General features: G+C 63.2%; 16 protein-coding genes, 4 tRNA genes and 1 pseudogene. 5 read left to right on the top strand and 16 right to left on the bottom strand.

Features of this window, described 5'->3' with window-relative positions:
- Window positions 1-366 precede the first annotated feature (366 nt).
- The 7 genes from rplA to HMPREF3056_RS11385 form a co-directional block, all read right to left on the bottom strand.
- Complete coding sequence (gene rplA, locus HMPREF3056_RS11415) at window positions 367-1,071, bottom strand: 50S ribosomal protein L1 (protein ID WP_070754871.1); 705 nt, start codon at window positions 1,069-1,071, stop codon at window positions 367-369.
- Between the two features lie 96 nt (window positions 1,072-1,167).
- Window positions 1,168-1,611 (bottom strand): 50S ribosomal protein L11, encoded by a 444-nt coding sequence (gene rplK / locus HMPREF3056_RS11410; RefSeq protein ID WP_010189723.1) that lies wholly within the window; start codon window positions 1,609-1,611, stop codon window positions 1,168-1,170.
- Window positions 1,612-1,776: 165 nt separating this feature from the next.
- Complete coding sequence (nusG, locus tag HMPREF3056_RS11405; protein WP_046647768.1) at window positions 1,777-2,691, bottom strand: transcription termination/antitermination protein NusG; 915 nt, start codon at window positions 2,689-2,691, stop codon at window positions 1,777-1,779.
- Window positions 2,692-2,829: 138 nt separating this feature from the next.
- Entirely contained in the window at window positions 2,830-3,156 is a 327-nt protein-coding gene (gene secE, locus HMPREF3056_RS11400) for a preprotein translocase subunit SecE (protein WP_046647902.1), read from the bottom strand.
- 25 nt (window positions 3,157-3,181) lie between these two features.
- A tRNA-Trp gene (locus HMPREF3056_RS11395) sits at window positions 3,182-3,257 on the bottom strand.
- Window positions 3,258-3,384: 127 nt separating this feature from the next.
- A tRNA-Met gene (locus tag HMPREF3056_RS11390) sits at window positions 3,385-3,456 on the bottom strand.
- Between the two features lie 34 nt (window positions 3,457-3,490).
- Window positions 3,491-3,566, bottom strand: a tRNA-Thr gene (locus HMPREF3056_RS11385).
- Window positions 3,567-3,810: 244 nt separating this feature from the next.
- Between HMPREF3056_RS11385 and HMPREF3056_RS11380 the strand changes: the two genes are divergently transcribed.
- Window positions 3,811-4,914, top strand: coding sequence for a glutathione S-transferase C-terminal domain-containing protein (locus tag HMPREF3056_RS11380; RefSeq protein ID WP_049154836.1), 1,104 nt, complete (start codon window positions 3,811-3,813; stop codon window positions 4,912-4,914).
- A 50-nt stretch (window positions 4,915-4,964) separates the two neighbouring features.
- On the opposite strand, the gene HMPREF3056_RS11375 is transcribed toward HMPREF3056_RS11380, so the two are convergent.
- Window positions 4,965-5,046 (bottom strand) — tRNA-Tyr (locus HMPREF3056_RS11375).
- A gap of 76 nt (window positions 5,047-5,122) precedes the next feature.
- Complete coding sequence (locus HMPREF3056_RS11370) at window positions 5,123-6,127, bottom strand: polyprenyl synthetase family protein (RefSeq protein WP_070754869.1); 1,005 nt, start codon at window positions 6,125-6,127, stop codon at window positions 5,123-5,125.
- 93 nt (window positions 6,128-6,220) lie between these two features.
- On the opposite strand from HMPREF3056_RS11370, the gene HMPREF3056_RS11365 reads away from it, so the two are divergent.
- The gene (locus tag HMPREF3056_RS11365) at window positions 6,221-7,459 is read left to right on the top strand and encodes a geranylgeranyl reductase family protein (protein WP_070754867.1); all 1,239 of its coding nucleotides are present in this window, start codon (window positions 6,221-6,223) and stop codon (window positions 7,457-7,459) included.
- 47 nt (window positions 7,460-7,506) lie between these two features.
- Here HMPREF3056_RS11365 and HMPREF3056_RS11360 read toward each other — a convergent pair whose 3' ends face one another.
- The 7 genes and pseudogenes from HMPREF3056_RS11360 to HMPREF3056_RS11330 form a co-directional block, all read right to left on the bottom strand.
- Entirely contained in the window at window positions 7,507-8,196 is a 690-nt protein-coding gene (locus HMPREF3056_RS11360; protein ID WP_070754865.1) for a demethylmenaquinone methyltransferase, read from the bottom strand.
- Window positions 8,197-8,207: 11 nt separating this feature from the next.
- Window positions 8,208-9,407, bottom strand: a complete 1,200-nt coding sequence (locus HMPREF3056_RS11355; RefSeq protein ID WP_070754874.1) for a glycosyltransferase family 4 protein — start codon at window positions 9,405-9,407, stop codon at window positions 8,208-8,210.
- A gap of 8 nt (window positions 9,408-9,415) precedes the next feature.
- On the bottom strand, window positions 9,416-9,859 hold the full coding sequence (locus tag HMPREF3056_RS11350) for a DUF3592 domain-containing protein (RefSeq protein ID WP_070754863.1): 444 nt from the start codon (window positions 9,857-9,859) through the stop codon (window positions 9,416-9,418).
- A pseudogene (gene menD, locus HMPREF3056_RS11345) lies at window positions 9,860-11,547 on the bottom strand (2-succinyl-5-enolpyruvyl-6-hydroxy-3-cyclohexene-1-carboxylic-acid synthase).
- Entirely contained in the window at window positions 11,540-12,154 is a 615-nt protein-coding gene (locus tag HMPREF3056_RS11340) for a hypothetical protein (protein WP_070754861.1), read from the bottom strand. The pseudogene menD and the gene HMPREF3056_RS11340 overlap by 8 nt, the downstream one beginning before the upstream one ends.
- A gap of 10 nt (window positions 12,155-12,164) precedes the next feature.
- Window positions 12,165-14,516 carry an ATP-binding cassette domain-containing protein gene (locus tag HMPREF3056_RS11335; RefSeq protein ID WP_049154840.1) on the bottom strand — a complete coding sequence of 784 codons (2,352 nt, stop codon included), beginning with the start codon at window positions 14,514-14,516 and terminating at the stop codon, window positions 12,165-12,167.
- Window positions 14,517-14,564: 48 nt separating this feature from the next.
- Window positions 14,565-15,584: an o-succinylbenzoate synthase gene (locus HMPREF3056_RS11330; RefSeq protein ID WP_175974027.1), complete on the bottom strand. Its 1,020-nt coding sequence runs from the start codon at window positions 15,582-15,584 to the stop codon at window positions 14,565-14,567.
- 89 nt (window positions 15,585-15,673) lie between these two features.
- On the opposite strand from HMPREF3056_RS11330, the gene dcuC reads away from it, so the two are divergent.
- From dcuC to HMPREF3056_RS11315, 3 genes are all read left to right on the top strand, one after another.
- Complete coding sequence (gene dcuC, locus HMPREF3056_RS11325) at window positions 15,674-17,083, top strand: C4-dicarboxylate transporter DcuC (protein WP_070754859.1); 1,410 nt, start codon at window positions 15,674-15,676, stop codon at window positions 17,081-17,083.
- Between the two features lie 265 nt (window positions 17,084-17,348).
- Window positions 17,349-17,810, top strand: a complete 462-nt coding sequence (locus tag HMPREF3056_RS11320; protein ID WP_070754857.1) for a DIP1984 family protein — start codon at window positions 17,349-17,351, stop codon at window positions 17,808-17,810.
- A gap of 367 nt (window positions 17,811-18,177) precedes the next feature.
- Window positions 18,178-19,158: a 1,4-dihydroxy-2-naphthoyl-CoA synthase gene (locus tag HMPREF3056_RS11315; RefSeq protein ID WP_070754855.1), complete on the top strand. Its 981-nt coding sequence runs from the start codon at window positions 18,178-18,180 to the stop codon at window positions 19,156-19,158.
- Window positions 19,159-19,165: the final 7 nt, after the last annotated feature.

Genomic DNA, 19,165 nt, shown 5'->3' with positions numbered 1-19,165 from the left:
GCAAATCCACACGAAATGTCCCTTAAGCCAAGTCCACGGCGTGGAGTACCTGACTTGGGTTACACAGTACAACGCGGGCCCCGGTGAAATCCGGAACCCGCGTTGTAAGGGGTCTTGTTTATCAGGCGGTTTCTCACGCCGCCCGCCCTGCAAGACTCAGGGTGTTCTCTCTATCTCTCATGCGCCTCTCTCAAACGCACAAGAATTAGTATGCAGCACTTTCCTTGAAAGGCCATCGTACTTAGCTGCCAATTACCTGTCAGAAAGATATCCGGCCGTGACCTGCATAAACAAAAGAGAGAAAGCGCGAAAAAGGCCCCAGCTCATCCAAGAGCCGGGGCCTAAAATTCGTTTACACAGACAACACTAGTCGGTGTAGTTCTTCTCCACGGAAGCATCGACCGGGATGCCCGGGCCGGAGGTAGTGGAGATGGTGATCTTCTTGGCATAGATGCCCTTAGCGGAGGACGGCTTCAGGCGAATGATCTCGTCGTACAGCGCGCCGTAGTTCTCAGCCAGCTTCTCAGCGTCGAAGGAAGCCTTGCCGATGATGGCGTGCAGGTTGGAAGCCTTGTCAACGCGGAAGGAAATCTTACCGCCCTTGACGTCAGCAACGGCCTTGGTCACATCAGCGGTCACGGTGCCGGTCTTCGGGTTCGGCATGAGACCACGCGGGCCCAGGACGCGGGCAACGCGGCCGACCTTGGCCATCTGGTCCGGGGTAGCGATAGCAACGTCGAAGTCGATGTTGCCGTCGTTGATGGCAGCGATCAGCTCTTCGGTGCCCACGATGTCGGCGCCAGCAGCCTTCGCCGCCTCAGCGTTGTCGCCCTCAGCGAAGACGGCCACGCGGACGTCCTTACCGGTGCCGTGCGGCAGGGAAACGGTACCGCGAACCAGCTGGTCAGCCTTACGCGGGTCAACGCCGAGGCGGAAGACAACGTCAACAGTAGCGTCGAAGTTCTTGGAGGAGGTCTCCTTGGCCAGCTTGGCGGCCTCGATCGGGCGGTACTGGCGGGAGCGGTCTACCAGCTCAGCGGCAGCCTTGTATGCCTTGGACTTGGTGCTCATAAGTGCAATTCCTTTTCTTGGATTGATGTGGTGTTAGCGGGCCGAAGCTGGCCCTGCCACGCGCGGCACTCGGCGTGCCGCGCACTGATTCGGTTATTACTTAGCCGGGACGCCGTCAACGGTGATGCCCATGGAGCGAGCGGTACCAGCGATGATGCGGGCGCCGTTCTCGATGTCACGAGCGTTGAGGTCCTCGAACTTGGTCTGTGCAATCTCCTTGCACTGATCCCAGGTCACGGAGCCAACCTTGTCGGTGTGCGGAACGCCAGAGCCCTTCTTGATGCCAGCAGCCTTGAGCAGGAGCTTCGCTGCCGGCGGGGTCTTCAGCTTGAAGTCGAAGGAGCGGTCCTCGTAGACGGTGATCTCCACCGGCACGACGTTGCCGCGCTGGGACTCGGTCGCAGCGTTGTAGGCCTTGCAGAACTCCATGATGTTGACGCCGTGGGCACCGAGTGCCGGGCCGACCGGCGGAGCCGGGTTAGCAGCGCCTGCCTCGATCTGGAGCTTGATCAGGCCAGTGACCTTCTTCTTGGGAGCCATCGAATTACCTCTTTCCTGTGGTACCGGAGTGCCGCCACGATGAATAACAGCGCCCCGTCCGGATGCTCACGCATTGTGGGCCACCGGAGGATGAACGTTTCAAGATGCGCAAAAGCGCACGGCGTTCAAGTTTAGAACACCGTGCGCCCAGCTCAAAATCGCTTTTTAGGAGATGCGCTCGATCTCCGTCGGGGACAGCTCCACCGGGGTCTCGCGGCCGAAGATGGACACCAGGCCCTGCATCTTGCCGGTCTCCGGGTCAATCTCGGAGATGGTGGCGGAGACGGAAGCCAGCGGGCCAGACAGGATGGTGACGGCCTCGCCCACCTCGAAGTCGTGCGCGTAGGCCTTGGCGGCCTCCTTCTCCGGCATAGCCACGACCTGCTCGCCCTCGGAATCTGCTGCGGAAGCTTCCGGAGAGACCGTCGGATCGTTCGGCATGAGGAACTTAGCCACGTCGCGGATCTTGACCGGGGTGGCGTTACCTTCGTTGCCCACGAAGGAGGTCACACCCGGGGTATCGCGGACGACGGACCAGGCAGCGTCATTAAGCTCCATGCGCACCAGCACGTAGCCCGGCAGCAGCTTGCGCTTAACTACCTTCTTCTTGCCGTCCTTCTTTTCAATGGCCTGTTCGACCGGCACAACGACCTCAAAGATGGAGTCCTCAACCTCGAGGGTCTGTGCACGCATATCGAGGTTGGTCTTTACCTTGTTCTCGTAACCGGAGTAGCACTGGATGATGTACCACTGGCCAGGCTGCTTCTTCAGCTCGCGGGTAAAGGCGCGCAGGCGGGACTTGTACTCAGCGTCGGCTGCTGCGGCAGCGTCCGCGTCAGCGCTTGCCGACGCCTCCCCTGCACCCTCACCTTCAGCCTCAGCCTCGTCCGAGCCGCCACCGAGAGCGGCTTCGGCAGCCTTGGTGGCAGCTTCCTTCTCGGCGGCTTCCTTCTCCTCTGCGGAGAGTTCCTCCTGCGGCTGCTGGACCTCCTCGGTAGCCTCGACCGCTTCAGCGGCCTGTTCCTGGACGTTATCGATCATGGCCTGCTCAAGGGAAGTGCCAGTGTTTTCTTCGCTCATTGTCTGCTACTCCAAATTGGTATTTATTCTTCTCGTCCCCACCAGGGTACTCGGCCGGACTAGGGCAAAAAGTATCCCGCCGTTTCCCCTAGTCGAGCTAGCGGGAAGGCGGCGGGATGAAAGTATGTAATTAGTTTACTAAGGCGCGAGGATTGCTTCAACTCCGAGACCGGTCAGCGCGTCCACACCCCACACCAGAGCGGTGAGGACGATAAGGAAGGCGAAGGTCACCAGAACGTACTGAACCATTTCCTTGCCGGTCGGCCAGACAACCTTCTTGAGCTCGGAGGCAACCTCACCCGGGAAGGAGCCGACGGATCCGCCGAAGGAATCTTCCTTCTTGTCCTCGACGCGCACAACACGCTTGTCAGTGTAGGAGCCGGTAGAGGTGGTCGCTGCGCCAGAGAGCTGACGCTTGCCGGTTGGGCGCGGAGCCCCGGTGCTCGGCTGCTTTTCATCGCTCACGGCGATTCCCTCCTTGGAAGTGATGTGGCAGGGGCGACAGGACTCGAACCTGCAACCTACGGTTTTGGAGACCGTTGCGCTACCAATTGCGCCACGCCCCTCTGCGTGCCCTTTTGGGACAACGCACAACCCTACCAGAACGATGATTCCCCATGGAAACCACGTGCCGTATAAGGCTGGGAGTCGGTAGTGAAAAAGCGCCCGTATGCGGGCGCTTTTCTTTCCCGGTAGCGATGGCGAGAATTGAACTCGCGACACAGCGATTATGAGTCGCTTGCTCTACCACTGAGCTACACCGCCATATTCACTTTCTGAAAGCTTCCAGAAACATGAATGGAGCCCCCTGACAGAATCGAACTGTCGACCTTTTCCTTACCATGGAAACGCTCTGCCGACTGAGCTAAGGGGGCACAGCCTCTTTGAGTCACGGAGTTTCTTCCGCTGTGCTCTCGTTGAAGCCTTGAAAAGATTAACCCGAAACGCTTAAACAACACAAATCGCCAGTACGACAAGGGTTTTTGCGCACTTTTCAGGCACCTAAACTCACACGCATCACCCTTGCACCACTCTCGCGGTAGACCACCCCCACTCCAGGCGCGCCAAATCCAGCTATTGTTGATGTATCAAATACTTTATGTGCTCTAGGGAGGACACATGAGCTCTGGTACCCAGAAACAGACACCGAAGGACTGGGCCGGCGACGCCCAGAATGCCTCGACGGACGGCGAATTCAAGCGAGACACCAACTACATCGGTGACCGCATCCTCGCCTCAGTCACTGGTGACAATCCACAGCCCTCCGTGAGTGGCAGTGGCGAGACTTTGGACTGGCCGGTGCAGCCCCACCGCTACCGTCTCATCGCCGCGCGCGCTTGCCCGTGGGCACACCGCGCCGTCATCGTGCGGCGCCTGTTGGGACTGGAAAATGTCATCTCCTCAGGCTTGGCGGGCCCGACCCACGACAAGCGCTCCTGGACTTTTGATCTCGACCCCGACGGGCTCGACCCAGTCCTGCGCATCCCCCGCCTGCAGGATGCGTATTTCGCACGCTTCCCTGACTACCCGCGAGGCATCACGGTGCCAGCCATCGTGGAGGAATCCAGCGGCAAAGTCGTGACCAATGATTTCAACTCCATGGTGCGAGACTTCCAAACCGAGTGGACCGAGTACCAGCGAGAAGGCGCGCCCAACCTGCTGCCGCCGGCCGAGCAGCAGGAGGAGATGGAAGAAATTAACGACTTCATCTTCAGGAAACTCAACAACGGCGTCTATCGCGCGGGATTCTCCGCATCCCAGGAGGCTTATGAAGAGGCCTATGCGGATGTCTTTGAGGTCCTCGATTGGTTGGAAGAACGGCTAGCCCACCGCCGGTTCATCATGGGTGAGCACATCACGGAGACCGATATCCGGGCATACACCACCCTGATCCGCTTTGATGCCGTCTACCACGGCCACTTCAAGACGAACCGGAACAAAATCAGCGAGATGCCGAATGTCTACGGCTACCTGCGCGAACTCTTCCAGACCCCGGGCTTCGGCGATACCACCGACTTCACGGAGATCAAGCAGCACTACTACATCGTCCACCGCGAGATTAATCCCACCCAAATCGTGCCGGCCGGTCCGGATCTGTCTGGGTTGGCCCAGCCCCACGGCCGCGATCATCTGCCGGGTGCACCATTCGCTGAAGGCACCACCCTGCCGGGGCCGTTGCCTGAGGCCGAGCAGTTGAAGAACCCCGCGGACTTCCAGCGATAGCGATAAGAAAATCCCGCAGACACATTTTTACGTCTGCGGGATTCATGTTGTGCCAGGTAGAAGATTCGAACTTCTGAAGGCAATGCCGGCGGATTTACAGTCCGCTCCCTTTGGCCGCTCGGGCAACCTGGCAAGCACTCTTGAGTGCGGTTATGTACTTTACTACGAACTCCCGCCCAACATGCAAATCGCCAGGCAGGAGGGTATTTTAACCAACGCGCTGAACGGTATAGTCCGCCAGCTGGCGCAGAGCCTCACTAGCCGTGCACTCCGGGAGCAGGGAGAGCTGGTCCTCGACCACGCGCAGGTACGCGTTAACGTCCGCCAGCGCCTTATCGCGGCCGCCCGACTGCCACAGCAGCTCGATGGCGCGCTGTACGGAGGCGTCGTCCTCAAGCGGGCCCGTCAGCAGCGCGCGCAGCTCATCGCCAACCTCGCCTTCCTCCTCCAGGGCATAGAGCACCGGCAGGGTGAACACACCCTCGCGCAAGTCCGTGCCCGGGGTCTTCCCGGATTCCTCGGAGTCGGAGAAGATGTCGATGACATCGTCGACGATCTGGAAGATCATGCCCACGGCCGCACCGATTTGGCGCAGGGCCTCGCACTGCTCCGGGCCCGCACCCGCGTGGTAGGCACCCAGGTAGCCGGCGGACGCGATCAGCACCGCGGTCTTTTCCCGGATCACCGCCGTGTAGTGCTCCACGGCATTGGCTTCGCCAGCACCGATGGTTTCCCGCATCTGGCCGGTGACGAGCTCCTCGAAAGTCTCCGCGAAGTGCTCCACCGTGTGGGTGTCCAGCTGGCTCATCAGCCGCGAGGCGTGCGCGAGCAGTGCATCGCCCGCCAGAATGGCCACCGAGTTGGTCCACCGAAAGTTCGCGGAATCCACGCCGCGGCGGCGGTCCGCCTCATCCATGACATCGTCGTGGTAGAGCGTGGCCACGTGGACCATTTCCACCACGGTGGCCGCCTTAATCACCTCGGGCGATTGCGAGCGTTCACCAAACTCGGAAGCCAGCAACGCCATCATCGGGCGGAAACGCTTGCCCCCGGCCAGGGAGAGGTGGCGCACCTTGTCTTTAATGAAGTCCTGTCCGCGGTCGAGCTCCGTATTCAGCAGGTCCTCTACAGCAGCCATCCCGGCGTTGATACGCTCGGTGAGCTGCGCATCCCCCAAGTCCACGTGCTTGGCGTGAGTTTGGCCGTGTGACATTAAACGTGTTCCTTTAAGCTCAAAAATCCTAGTGTTTACTTACCGTAGCCCATGGCACGGCCCTCAACACACTTGTGGCCACTATCCCGTGCAATGATAGTCCCCATGTCGGAGCAGATCGATTCCACCCTTGTTGACGTCGCCATCGTAGGTGCCGGGCCCGCTGGCGCTGCCGCCGCTATCCACGCCGCACGCGCCGGCCATGAGACGCTGCTTGTCGACGCCTCCCCCTTCCCCCGCGACAAGACCTGTGGCGATGGACTGACCCCACGCGCCATGCACCAGTTGGAGCTCCTCGGCATCGAGGTCAATGCTTCCTACCGCAACCGCGGTCTCAAGCTGCATGGCTTCGGCGGCACCGTGACCGCCCCGTGGCCTGAGACCTACCCATCGCACGAAGGAACGGCCCTGCCGCGCTATGAATTCGATGCGCTGCTGGTTGACTCCGCCCGAGAAGCCGGCGCGCAGCTTATTACCGGCACGGCAACACAGCCGCAGCTCGACGGCAACCGGCTGGTCGAGTTCTCCGTCGGCAAGCGCCGCGTGCGCTCCCGGTGGGTCATCGTGGCCGACGGTGTGCGCTCGACGTTTGGTAAGCAGTTGGGGCGCACGTGGCACCGCGAGGAGGTCTATGGCATCGCCGCGCGCGCCTATGCCGATTCGCCCCACGGCGGCGAGGAGTGGATGCACTCCCACGTGGAGCTCAAGGACCCCGAGGGGGTCGTACAACCCGGGTATGGCTGGATCTTCCCGCTGGGTCAGGGGGTCAACATCGGTTTGGGCGCGCTGTCCACGGCCGCCCGCCCGGCCCGCCTCAACACGAAGAAGGCGCTGGATTTCTACGCCGATCAGCAGCGTTCAGAGTGGGGCCTGGGCGAGCTGCGTAACGTCACCTCGGCGATGCTGCCCATGGGCGGTGCGGTGTCTGGAGTTGCCGGCGCGAACTGGATGCTCATCGGTGATGCTGCGGCCTGCGTTAATCCGCTCAACGGCGAGGGCATCGACTATGGCTTGGAAACGGCGGCACGTGCCGTGGAGATGCTCGGCACCAAGGACCTCACCTTGGCGTGGCCAGACCGCCTGCGCGCCGAGTATGGCGAGGCCTTCCTGCTCGCCCGCACCGCAGCACGCCTGCTGACTTACCCGCAGTTCCTGCCGCTGGCCGGGCCGGTGGCCATGCGCGGGCCGGTGGGCCGCATGCTCATGCCGGCTGCAGCGCGCCTCATGGGCAACCTCATCACCGAGGAGGACAAGGATCTGCTTGCCCGCGCCTGGCGGCTGGCCGGCGGGGCGGTCTCCGCGCTGCGGCGCGATACGCCTCTCTGGGCTTAAGCCCTTTGGGTTTTACCTTTCGGCCTAAGCCCATTGGGCTTAGGCCCCTAGGCGGGCTTTACTGCGGAGTGCAACGCCACGATGCCGAAGGTCAAGTTGCGCCAGCCTGCTTGTTCCCAGCCGTTGCGGTTAATGGCGGCAGCCAGCTCGTGCTGCTCCGGCCACGCACGGATGGACTCTGCGAGGTAGATATAGGCCTCCGGGTTGGAAGAGACCACCTTGGCAATCGGCGGCAGCAAGCGGGTCAGGTATTCCTTGTAGACGGTGCCGAAGACCGGGATGACCGGCTTTGAAAACTCCGCTACCGCTAGGCGCCCGCCGGGTTTGGTCACGCGCGCCATCTCCCGCAGGCCCAGCTCGAAGTCGTGGATATTGCGCAGACCGTAGGAGATGGTCACCGCATCGAAGGTGTTATCCGCAAAGGGCAGGCGCATTCCATCGCCGGCCACCTTGGGAACATCGCGGTCCTTACCAGCCGCGAGCATGCCGAGTGAGAAATCACAGGCCACGCACCACGCGCCGGATTTGGACAGCTCCTCCGTGGAAACAGCCGTTCCGGCGGCCAGGTCGAGGACCTTCTCCCCCGGCTGCAGGTTGAGCCGCTCGCGGGTCAGGCGGCGCCAGCGCGCATCCTGGCCAAAGGACAGCACCGTGTTGGTGATGTCGTATTTCTTGCCCACCGCGTCAAACATGCGCGCGACATCGAAGGGCTTCTTCTCCAGATCTGCCTTAGACACAAGCGCCTAGTCTAGGCGACGCGCGCTCCCAGAGCGCGAGCGGCCCAGCGCGGCAGCTCCGGGCGCTGGCCCAAAATGGTCAGTGGCACCTCGCGAACATCCTCCAAAACCTCTTCGTAGTAGCCCAGCAGCTGCTCGCACAGCGCCGGCCAGGTCTTGGAGGCAATCGACTTCCGGGCGTTCTCCCGCAGCTCCTGGTGAATCTCCTGGTTGAGCAGCGCGTCGACGGCATTGGGGAGGTCCTCGACGAACGTTGAAACGTCGAGAAGCAGCCCGTTATAGCCCTCCTCAATGAGGTCCACTGGGCCGCCCGCGCGCGGGCCGATGGTGGGCACGCCCGAGGCCTGCGCCTCCTGGATAGCCTGGCAGAAAGTCTCGAACTCGCCCGCGTGCACGAAGATGTCGAGGGAGGCGTAAGCCGCTGCGAGCTCTTCTCCGCCCAACGCCCCGGTAAAGACCGCACCCGGCAGCTGGGCCTCCAGCAGCGGGCGCTCTGGGCCATCGCCGACAATGACGAGCTGAATATCCTCGCGACCGTTAAGGGCCGACAGGCGGTGCACGCCCTTCTCCGCGGCCAGGCGGCCCACAAAGCCGACGATCTTCTTCTTCCCCGTGGGATCCCACTCGCGGCGCAGCGCCGCCGAGCGCTTCGAGGGGTGGAAGCGCTCCGAATCCACACCGCGTCCCCAGTGGCGCACGTTCTTGATGTGGTGCTTCTCCAAGTCGGTGATGGTGAGCGAGGACGGCGCGAGAGTCATCTGGCACGCATTGTGGATGGTGCGCAGCCACTCCCACACCCCATAAGCCAGCGCGGAAGCGTGGTACTTGGTGGCAAAGCCCGCAACGTCCGTCTGGTACAGCGCCACCGCCGGAATGCGCAGCTGACGTGCAGAGAAGGCACCCGCAGCGCCCAGAACGAAGGGGCTGGCCAGGTGGATGATGTCCGGCTTGAACTCGCGCAGCGCCTCATCCACAGCGGAGGTTGGCACCCCGACCGGGAGCGAATCCACTAGCGGCACGCGCACGGTGGGCACGCGCACGATGGTGAACCCGAGGTAATCGGGGATTTCCTCTTGGCCCTTGCGGGCACCGGGGGCGATGACGATGGCTTCGTGGCCGTGCTCGTGGAGGTACTCGAGGACACGCAGCACGGAGTTGGTCACTCCATTGACGTTAGGCAAGAAGGATTCCGCGACGATGGCTACACGCATGCGCCCCATCATTCCTTTCCTGAGTGCTCGGTTGGTAAAGCACGTGCTAAATTCCGGTTAATTTTCCCGCTTGCCCACCACAGGGCACCCGCTAACAGGGTAGCGACGGCTGCCGAAGACAGCGCCGGAATGATGGACAGGGTCCATTCGCGGCCCTCCACCTTGACCAGGTCTGGGTTGCTTTTGGCGTAGAGCACCCAGACCTGCTGGCCTTCCCCTAGCCCGGTGGGATAAAGCAGCCCGGTGGGTGGGGTGTGATAGATACCTTCGGCATCCTGGAAATCCACGAAGGTGCGCAAGCTGCCGACGTCCGTCACCGTGGCCAGCGCGCGCCCGGGGTTGGCGTTGATGGTGCGGTCATTGAGAAAAGGACCGATGACCATTCCCGCTATGCCCACCAGTGCTGCGACATACAGCACCAGGAGCAGCTGGCGCACCCGGCGCCGCACCATTTACTGGCCCACCTTGGCGTTCAGTGCTTCCTGCAGCGCGCGGCGCGAGGACCTCGTGGTATGCGCCTCCACGACGGTGATGGCGGTGGAGTATTCCTTGAGTTCTGCTAAAACGTCGAGCAGCTCCTGCGCCGAGCTCACCTCTCGGTGCTCAGCACCGCAAGCTTCCGCCAGCTTGGCGACGCCCACCCCATGCGGCGTTCCAAACGCCTTCTCGAAGGAGTCGCGCAAAGGTTCGCGGCCTTGTTCCAGCACCTCGAAGATGCCGCCGCCGTCGTCGTTTGAGACGACGATGGTGAGGTTCTCCGGACGCGGGTTGTCCTCGGGGAGGATGAGCGAGGTGGCGTCGTGGAGGAAGGTGACATCCCCCATGAGCGCCACTATGCGTGGGGCGCGGGGCGCATCAGCCTCACGGGACTGGGTAGCCAGCGCGATACCGATGGCCTGCGCGATGGTGCCGTCGATGCCGGCAGCCCCGCGCGGGGAGTAGGTCTCCACCCCGTCGAAGGGCAAGCCGATGAAGGAAGCATCCCGCACCGCGTTGGAGGCGCCCAGGACAAGGGTATCGCCGACGGCCAGGGTATCCCCCACCGCGGCGGCGACGTGGAGGCCGGTAAAGCCGATCTCGGGCTTCGTGGCATCCTCACCGGCGGTCTCCGCTAGGACTTCGCGAACGCCGTCGGCCGCCATCTGTGCCGCGCCTTCGCAGATCTTCATCCACTCGCGCGTGGGCTCGCCGCTGGTTTTGACGGTGGTACCCAGCTGCGCGGCCTCACCGCGCGGGTTGGTGAAATCTTCCGTGCGGGACAGGCAGATGAGGTCAATATCGGGATCACTCAGCAGTGCCAGCACACCGCGGTGCAGGGTGGGTGGCCCACGACGATGACCTGCTCCACCTTGGTGTTAACCACGTAGTCATTGGCGGACACCTGAGCGCGGCGGAACAGGTGGGCCGCGGCCGGGTGCACCGGGTGATAGGGCGCGGGTGCCGTGGGCTCGGCGATGGTGGGGACATCCTCTAGGCCTTCGACTTCCCAGGCCTCATCGCCCGCGATGACGAGCGTGTTGCGGCTGAGATCAACGGCCACCTCGCCGTGATTCGACCACCGCGGGGTACGCGCGCGGTGCTGCGTGTAATCCGTCGGGGTTCCGGGCAGTTCCTCCCCTACCAGCGGGGCATCGAGAGCCACGTTGATGTGCACCTGGCGGTCATTCAAAAAGCGCTCAGCGACGCGCGGGATATCACCCGTGCTCTCCACCTGGGTGGTCTCTGCGTACACGCCGAAGATGCCTGGCTGCTCGATGGTCTGAGAGGCCCCCGTGCCCACCAGGCGGGCCGGGCGGTCCGCGCTGATGACGACCAGCGGGGTATGCGAGTAATGCGCCTCCACCATCGCGGGCAAGGCGTTGGCCACCGCGGTGCCGGAGGTCATGACGATACCGACGTGCCGGCGCTGGACGCGGGCGAGGCCGAGGGCAGCGAAGGCAGCGGAGCGCTCATCGAGGCGGGTATGCACGCGAATATCGCTGCGCGCGAGCAGCGCCAGAGACAGCGGCGCGTTGCGTGAGCCGGGGCAGAGGACGACGTCGGTGAGGTGCCGCGAGAGCTGAGCTGCTAGTGCTTCAGCCAGCTGCATCGACTCCGGCTGCGAAGACTCCGCGGGCTGTGTATTAGGCGTATTAGGCATTCTCTGCACCGCCCGCACCGGGCTCACCGTTGCCCGACTCTAATTCACCGAAGAGATCGTTGAGCAAGCTCTCTAGGTCAGACCCGCCCTGATCCAGCTGATCTTGGATGCTCGGCGGCAGCTCCGTCGGGACCTCCGGCGGCAGCTCAGTAGGAATCTCAGTGGGGAGGCGATCCCGCGGAGATTCCTTCGTGGTGGTCACCGTAGTGGGGACTTCGGTGGTCACCGTCTGGGTCACCGGTTCCGGGGCGGGTTTGTTGGCATCTGCGGCCGCACCGCGCCAGAGGAAGAACAGCACGCCGGCGAAAACGACGGCGATAGCGGCGATGGCCGCGAAGACATAGGACAGGGCTCCCCCGCCCTTCTTCGGCTCCTCCACCTGGTAGCTCGACGGAACCGGGTCATACTGCGGTTGCTGATAATTCTGGTCATAGCCCTGCTGATAGGGCTGACCGAAAGCCTGCGTGTTCTGGGAGCCAGGCTCTGGGAAGTGCTGTTGGGGACGCTGTGGCGGCTGCTGCTGGGGCGCGCCGAACTGGCGGGTTTCGTTCTCACCGTTGACGCGGCCGAACTGCCGCGTCTCGTTGTCGCCGTTGTTGTTGGTCATGGGATTTACCTTATCGTGCACCCGCGCCACTTAGCACCCGGCCGGTGGGCGTCTCACCCGCCGCGACCTGAGCCGGTGTGCCATCCGCCACGACCTGTCCGCCCTCCGCGCCTGAGCCCGGGCCCATCTCGATGACGCGGTCAGCGCCAGCGATGAGGTGGCGGTCGTGGTCTGCCACCACGACGCTATGCGAGGCATCCACCAGCGAGTGCAGCTCAGTAATGAGCAGGTCAATATCGGCCGGGTGCAGGCCCACAGTGGGCTCATCCAGCAGGTAGACGGTATGGCCCCGGTGCGAATTGCGGGAGCGCTGAAGCTCCGTGGCGAGCTTGATGCGCTGTGCCTCACCGCCGGAGAGCTCCGGTGCACCCTGGCCTAGGCGCAGGTAACCCAGACCTACCGCTTCCAGGGTTTGCAGCGCGTGGAGGATCGGCGCTTCATCTGCAAAGACCTCTAGGGCTTCTTCCACCGTGAGGTCCAGGATGTCCGCGATGGTCCGGCCCTGCCAGCGGATGGACAAGGTGTCATCGTTATAACGCTGTCCCTGGCAGTCTGGGCACTGGGTATAGGAGCCGGGCAGGAAGACCAGTTCGACCTCGATCTGGCCGGCGCCGCCGCAGGTATGGCACTGGCCTTGCTTGACGTTGTAAGAAAAGCGCGAGACCGTCCATTTCTTCTTCTTGGCCTCCGGCGTGGCGGCGAAGAGCTTGCGGACATTGTCGAAGAGGTTGGTGTACGTCGCCACCGTGGAGCGCGGGGTTCGGCCGATCGGCTTTTGGGTAATGGAGACCACGCGCTTGACCTGCTCCGGGCACTCCGGCCCCGTGAGCGTGTCATGGAGTGCGGCCAACAGTGTGGATTTACCGGAACCCGAGAGCCCAGTAATAGCCGTGAACTGGCCAAGCCCAAAGTCCACGTCGAGGCCGTCGATGGTGTGCGAGTGCACCTGGCGCAGCGCGATATCCCCGTGAGCCGAGCGCGCTTCGGCCTTGGGCGTGGGGCGCGGGCGGGCCAAGGCACGCGCAGTCGGGGTATCGGCGGAGTCCGCGGCCGCAATGTAGTCAGCAACAGGACCCGAGTACACCACCTGGCCGCCGCGCTCACCGGCGAGCGGGCCGACGTCCACGATCCAATCGGCGTGCTTGACCAGCTCCATATCGTGCTCCACCAGCAGCACCGAATTGCCCTCCGCGATGAAGCGACGGCACATGTCGAGCACCGCGCCCCGCTCCACCGGATGCAAGCCCGCAGAGGGCTCATCCAGGACATAGGTCACGCCATAGAGCCCGGAGCGCAGCTGCGCTGCCAGGCGCAGGCGCTGCACCTCACCGCCCGAGAGCGTGTCCGTCGGCCTATCCAGGCTGAGGTGCCCAAGTCCGAGTTCCAAGGCCGATTCGAAAGCCGGCAGGAGGGCCTTGAGGAGCAGGTCCTCAGCGTCATTCGGTTGCGGTTTCTGGGCTTTGAGGAGCTCGAAGGTTTCGCTGAGCGGGAGGGCATTGAAACGGTCGATAGGCAGCCCGGCATAGGTCACCTTGAGCGCCTTCGCCGTCAGCCGCCGCCCATCGCAAACATCGCAGCGGCGGGTTTCCATGAAACTCAAGACGCGGGCGCGAAGCGTATCCGACTTCGTCTCCGCATAAGTCTTGGTCAGGTAGCTAGCCACGGAGCGCCACGTGCCCTCGTAGTTGCGCTGGATCTGATCCGCCCCGCGGTGCGGCTTGACGGTTACTACCGGGCGTTCCTCAGTGAAGAGGATCCACTCGCGGTCCTTCTTCGGCAGCTGCTCCCACGGCGAGTCCAGGTCATAGCCCAGCTCCTGGAGGATGTCGTGGAAATTCTTGCCCGCCCAGGCCCCGGGCCAGGCGGCAATCGCCCCATCCTCGATGCTCAAGCTGGGGTCCGGCACCATGGAGGCCTCCGTGGGCTCATGCACCACGCCGGTGCCCTGGCACTCCGGGCACATGCCCTCCGGGGTATTGGGTGAAAAGGAATCGGAGTACAGGCCCTCCGGGTTGTCACCGCAGCGCGAGTAGAGCAGACGCACGGAATTGGACATGGCGGAGATCGTGCCCACCGTGGAGCGCGCGCTGCTTGCCGACGCCGACTGCTGCAACGCCACCGTCGGCGGCAGCCCCTCGATGCGGCCGACCTGCGGGTCCACCGCTGAGGCGATGAGGCGGCGGGCGAAAGGCGCGACGGACTCCAGATAGCGGCGCTGCCCTTCGCCATGAATGGTGCCGAAGGCAAGAGAGGACTTGCCGGAGCCGGACACCCCGGTCACGGCCACGAGCTGGCCGCGCGGGAGGTCCACGTCGACGTTGCGAAGGTTGTGCAGGTGCGCGTCTCTCACGGAAATGGTCATGCCCGCCAGCCTACGCTGCACCCCGGACATGGACCGTGAGCTGTATTTTTAAAGGTGCGGCCAGCACTGGCGCACACGCTCGAACCACCAGTCGCGCCGCGCCGCCGGTGCCGCCAGTGCGCTGAGGCGATCCGGGGCGGGGGCGAGGGCTTCGGCGCGCAAGAAACCGTCGACAAGCTCGCGTGGCTCCGTCACGTCCTCCAGGAACAGCGACCCCGTGGCCAGCCCCGCGGCGGCCGGGGTGACGTCGATGTCCTCGTCGTCATAGATCTGCGGCAGTGCCGCCACCGCGGCCAAGCCCATCGAGATGCCCACCGAGGTGTCCAGGGCGGAGGCCACCGTGATGTCCATGTGGCGCTCGCGCAGGTGGGAGGCCACCTCGAGCACCTTACGCACACCACCCAGCGGCGCGGGCTTGACCACGGCGACGTCCGCCGCCTGCAATTCCGCCACACGGTAGGGGTCGCTGACCTTGCGGATGGACTCATCTGCCGCCACACGCACGAAAATCCCGGCGCGCATGAGCTGGGTGCGCACCTCCTTGAGCTCCTCCACGGTCTGGCACGGCTGCTCCATGTAATCCAGCGGCATCATTTCCTTTGCCGCTGTAACAGCTTCTTCGACGCTCCATCCACAGTTGGCGTCGACACGCAGAACCGGCACGCGGCCCTGAGCTTCGATATGGGCGCGGACGGCAGCCACGCGGGTGATGTCATCCTCCAAGCTCTGCCCTTTCTCCGCCACCTTGATCTTGAAGGTGCGGCAACCGGGGTAGCGCGCCATGACCTCGGGCACCTGCTCGGCGGGGACCGCGGGGATAGTGCCGTTGACTTCTACCCACTCGCGCACGGGTGTCGGAAAGCCCTCGTAAGCCGCCTCCAGTCCGGCGGCGAGCCAGCGGGCGGATTCCTCCGCCCCGTACTCCAGGAAGGGGGCGAACTCGCCCCAACCCGCGGGGCCGTCGATAAGCAGCGCCTCCCGGGTAGTAATGCCGCGGAATTTCACGGCGAGTGGAAGGGATACCACGTGGGCGCGGTCGAGGACGTCATCAATATGCATGAGGTTCATCGTACGTGTGGGGGGCTCAGCGCGACACCTGTCATAGCCGGTGTTAGGTTATAACGGTAAGTGGATATAACCAGAAGAAGGATCCTCAGATGCTTTACCTTCTCATCGCACTGCTGGCCATCGCCGCAGTTGTCTATCTCATCTATAAGAAAGTCCACGCCGCGGCCTCCATCTTCGCCGTTGGCGTAATCCTGCTCATGCTCGCCGCTCTCACCGGGCGCGCGGACTTCCGCACCACCGAAATCGAAGCCACGGGCAATGCCTTCTATGACCAGCTGCTCGTCGTGGATGCGCTATTCAAAGCACGCTTCTCCGGCATCGGCATGGCGATTATGGTGCTCTTCGGCTTCGTGTCCTATATGCGGCACATCGGTGCGGACGCCAAGACGGTCGTGGTGCTCTCCGCACCGCTCAAGCGCTTCAAAGGCTCCTACTGGCTGGTTCCGGTGGGCTTCATCCTGGGCACGCTGCTCTCGCTGGTGATCCCCTCGGCCGCAGCGCTATCCCTATTGCTCGTGGCCACTCTCCTGCCAGCGCTCATCGCCGCGGGCCTGACGCCCCTGACCGTGGGCGCCATCGTGGTGACCTCCTCCACCATCGTGCCCACACCGCTTGAGGCCGGCCTCATTCAGGGCGCCGATCTCACCAACATGACGCCAACCGAGTTCGTCTACGGCGCCGTCGCCTACGCCACGGTGCCCACGCTCCTCATCACGGCCTTCGTACACATGTGGTGGCAACGCCACTGCGATAAGGCGGATGCCCGCAAGGCCGAAAGCTCCGGTGAGGTCAGCGCCGATTCGATGCACGATGACGCTACCGAGGAAGCCATCGCCCGCGCAGCCTCCCTGCCGGGTTACTACGCCGTGCTTCCGCTCATGCCGCTGCTGCTCATCATTATCTCCGCCATTCTTAACCGTTTGGGTGTCATCCCCTTTGAGGGCGGCATCCTCCCGGTGACCGTGGTCTCCCTGTTCATCGCGATGATCATTGAGTCCATCCGCAAGCGCACCGTCACCAGTGCTGTGGATTCCATCTCCAGCTTCTTCAAAGGCATGGGCGAAGGTGCTGCGGGCGTCGTGGCCCTGCTGGTGGCTGCTGCTGTCCTGGTGGAGGGTATTACGCAGATGGGTGTCATCGACATGCTCATCGACGCCGCCGAGGGCTCCTCCGGCGCCGCCGTCCTCATCGTCCTCGTCTTCGTCGCTGCCACCGCCGCGATGGCCGCACTCACCGGTTCCGGTACCGCGCCCTACTTCGCCTTCTCTGAGGTGGTGCCCAATCTGGCTTCGCAGACCTCCATCCACGCCCCGCAGATGCTCACCGCCATTTGGGGTACCTCCAACCTGATGCGCCAGGTCTCCCCGGTCAACGCCGCGGTGCTCATTGTCTCCGGCGCTATCAAGGTCAACCCCATCCAACTGGTCAAGCGCACCTCCGTGCCCATGATCGTGGCGACGGTGCTCAACACGCTGTTTGCGTTCATGTTTATTGGGTAGCGGTTTCCGCGCGGGCTCAACGTTAATCACGGAGCCCGCGGTACGTTTTGGTAAATAAGGTCCCCCAAATCCGAAAAACTGCGGGCATATTTACGAAAACGTACCAACCAACCGTGCGCAACGTACACAACGATCAAATAAGGCCCCAGATCATCGAAGTTTTCGGCCACTATTTGTTAGAAGTGTCACGCCGCCAATGCGAAGCCTCCTGCCTGCCGTACAATTGCACAGACAATCAATCCCATTAAGGGTTAAAGGAGGAACCATGCTACTTGCTGAAGCCTTGGCCGAGCGCGCCCAGGCGCAGGAGCGCCTCAACTCGTTGAGTGACCGACTCGCGGCAACCGTCCGCATTCAGGAAGGCGATGAACCGGATGAGAACCCCACGGATCTCCTCCGTGAGCTGGAGGGCGTGACCAAGCGCATCGATGAGCTCGTCATCGCCATCAACGCAACAAACATGGCCACCGCGTTCGACGAAGAGATCACGCTGATGGAGGCGCTGGCACTTCGTGATGGTCTGCTGCGCAAGCGCCGCATCTACCAGGGATTGGCCGAGCGCGCGGGTGCGCGCCAGGACCGCTACTCCCGCTCGGAGATCAAGTTCGTGGCCACCGTGCCCGTGCCGAAGCTGCGCGAGCGCGCCGACGATCTGGCCCGCCAGTACCGCGAACTGGATACCCGCATCCAGCAGCTAAACTGGAATACGGAACTGATAACTAAATAAGGTCTGCCGCTAGTTGTGCCGCATTCTTGCGGCGCTTTCGCTTTGTGTCGCATTTTTGCGGCACGTCATGTCGCGCGCCACGCGCGCGACGGTAGCCCACACTCTTCGCAGCGAGCGCAACCCTTACTGGGCAGGGAAAAGTCCAGTGCTTCTCAGGCGCCTTCGTAGCGCAAGAAGGCAGGGAGGTTCGATTCCGTCCCACTGTATGGTGTACCGCGCTGGTACGGAGTACACGTGCACATTGACGGGGATAATCCCGCAGTATTGTTTATTGTTTATCACCGCCGCGCTGGGCGAGAGTGTGGGTGAGGGTTGGGAATGGGGACTATACTTCCGGCGCACCGCTTTCCAATTAAGCTGGTGTGCCATGAGCGAGCAGAAGAACTACAGCACCGATAATCCGTTCAAGCCGGAGCTCTGGCGCCCCGTCGAGGGCTTTGAGGACCTCACGGATATCACCTACCACCGGCTCATCAGCGATGAGCCGAAGCCCAAGCGGAAAGACGGCATCGTCCGCATCGCCTTCGACCGCCCGGAGGTGCGCAACGCGTTTCGCCCCCACACGGTGGATGAGCTCTACCGCGCGCTGGACCACGCGCGCCGCACGCCGGATGTCGGCACGGTGTTGCTGACCGGTAACGGACCTTCCCAGAAGGACGGCGGCTGGGCATTTTGCTCCGGCGGTGACCAGCGCATCCGCGGCCGCTCCGGGTACCGCTATGCCACGGAGCACGCGCATGATGACGCGACTGCCGACGAATCCACCGTCGACACCGCCCGCGAAAAAGTTGAGGGCGGCCGCCTGCACATCCTGGAGGTCCAACGCCTCATCCGCACCATGCCCAAGGTGGTCATCGCCGTGGTCAACGGCTGGGCCGCCGGCGGCGGACACTCCCTGCACGTGGTGTGCGATATGACCATTGCCTCCCGCCAGGAAGCCCGCTTCAAGCAGACCGACGCCGACGTCGGCTCCTTCGACGCCGGCTATGGCTCGGCCTACCTGGCCAAGATGGTGGGCCAGAAGTACGCCCGCGAGATCTTCTTCCTGGGCCGCACCTACGACGCACAGCGCATGTACGAGATGGGCGCGGTCAACGAGGTAGTTGACCACGCCGAGCTGGAGGACGCCGCCATCCAGATGGGGCGCGAAATCAACATGAAGTCCCCCACCGCCCAGCGCATGCTCAAGTTCGCCTTCAACCTCACCGATGATGGCCTCATGGGCCAGCAGGTCTTCGCGGGTGAGGCCACCCGCTTGGCCTACATGACCGACGAGGCTGTCGAGGGCAAGGAATCCTTCCTGGAAAAGCGCGAGCCCAACTGGGATGACTTCCCGTACTACTACTAACCGTCAG

The sequence above is a fragment of the Corynebacterium sp. HMSC056F09 genome, assembly GCF_001815785.1.
Taxonomy (GTDB): domain Bacteria; phylum Actinomycetota; class Actinomycetes; order Mycobacteriales; family Mycobacteriaceae; genus Corynebacterium; species Corynebacterium hiratae.
The sequence above is the reverse complement of the archived record's forward strand: the minus strand, read 5'-3'. Positions and strand labels throughout refer to the sequence as shown.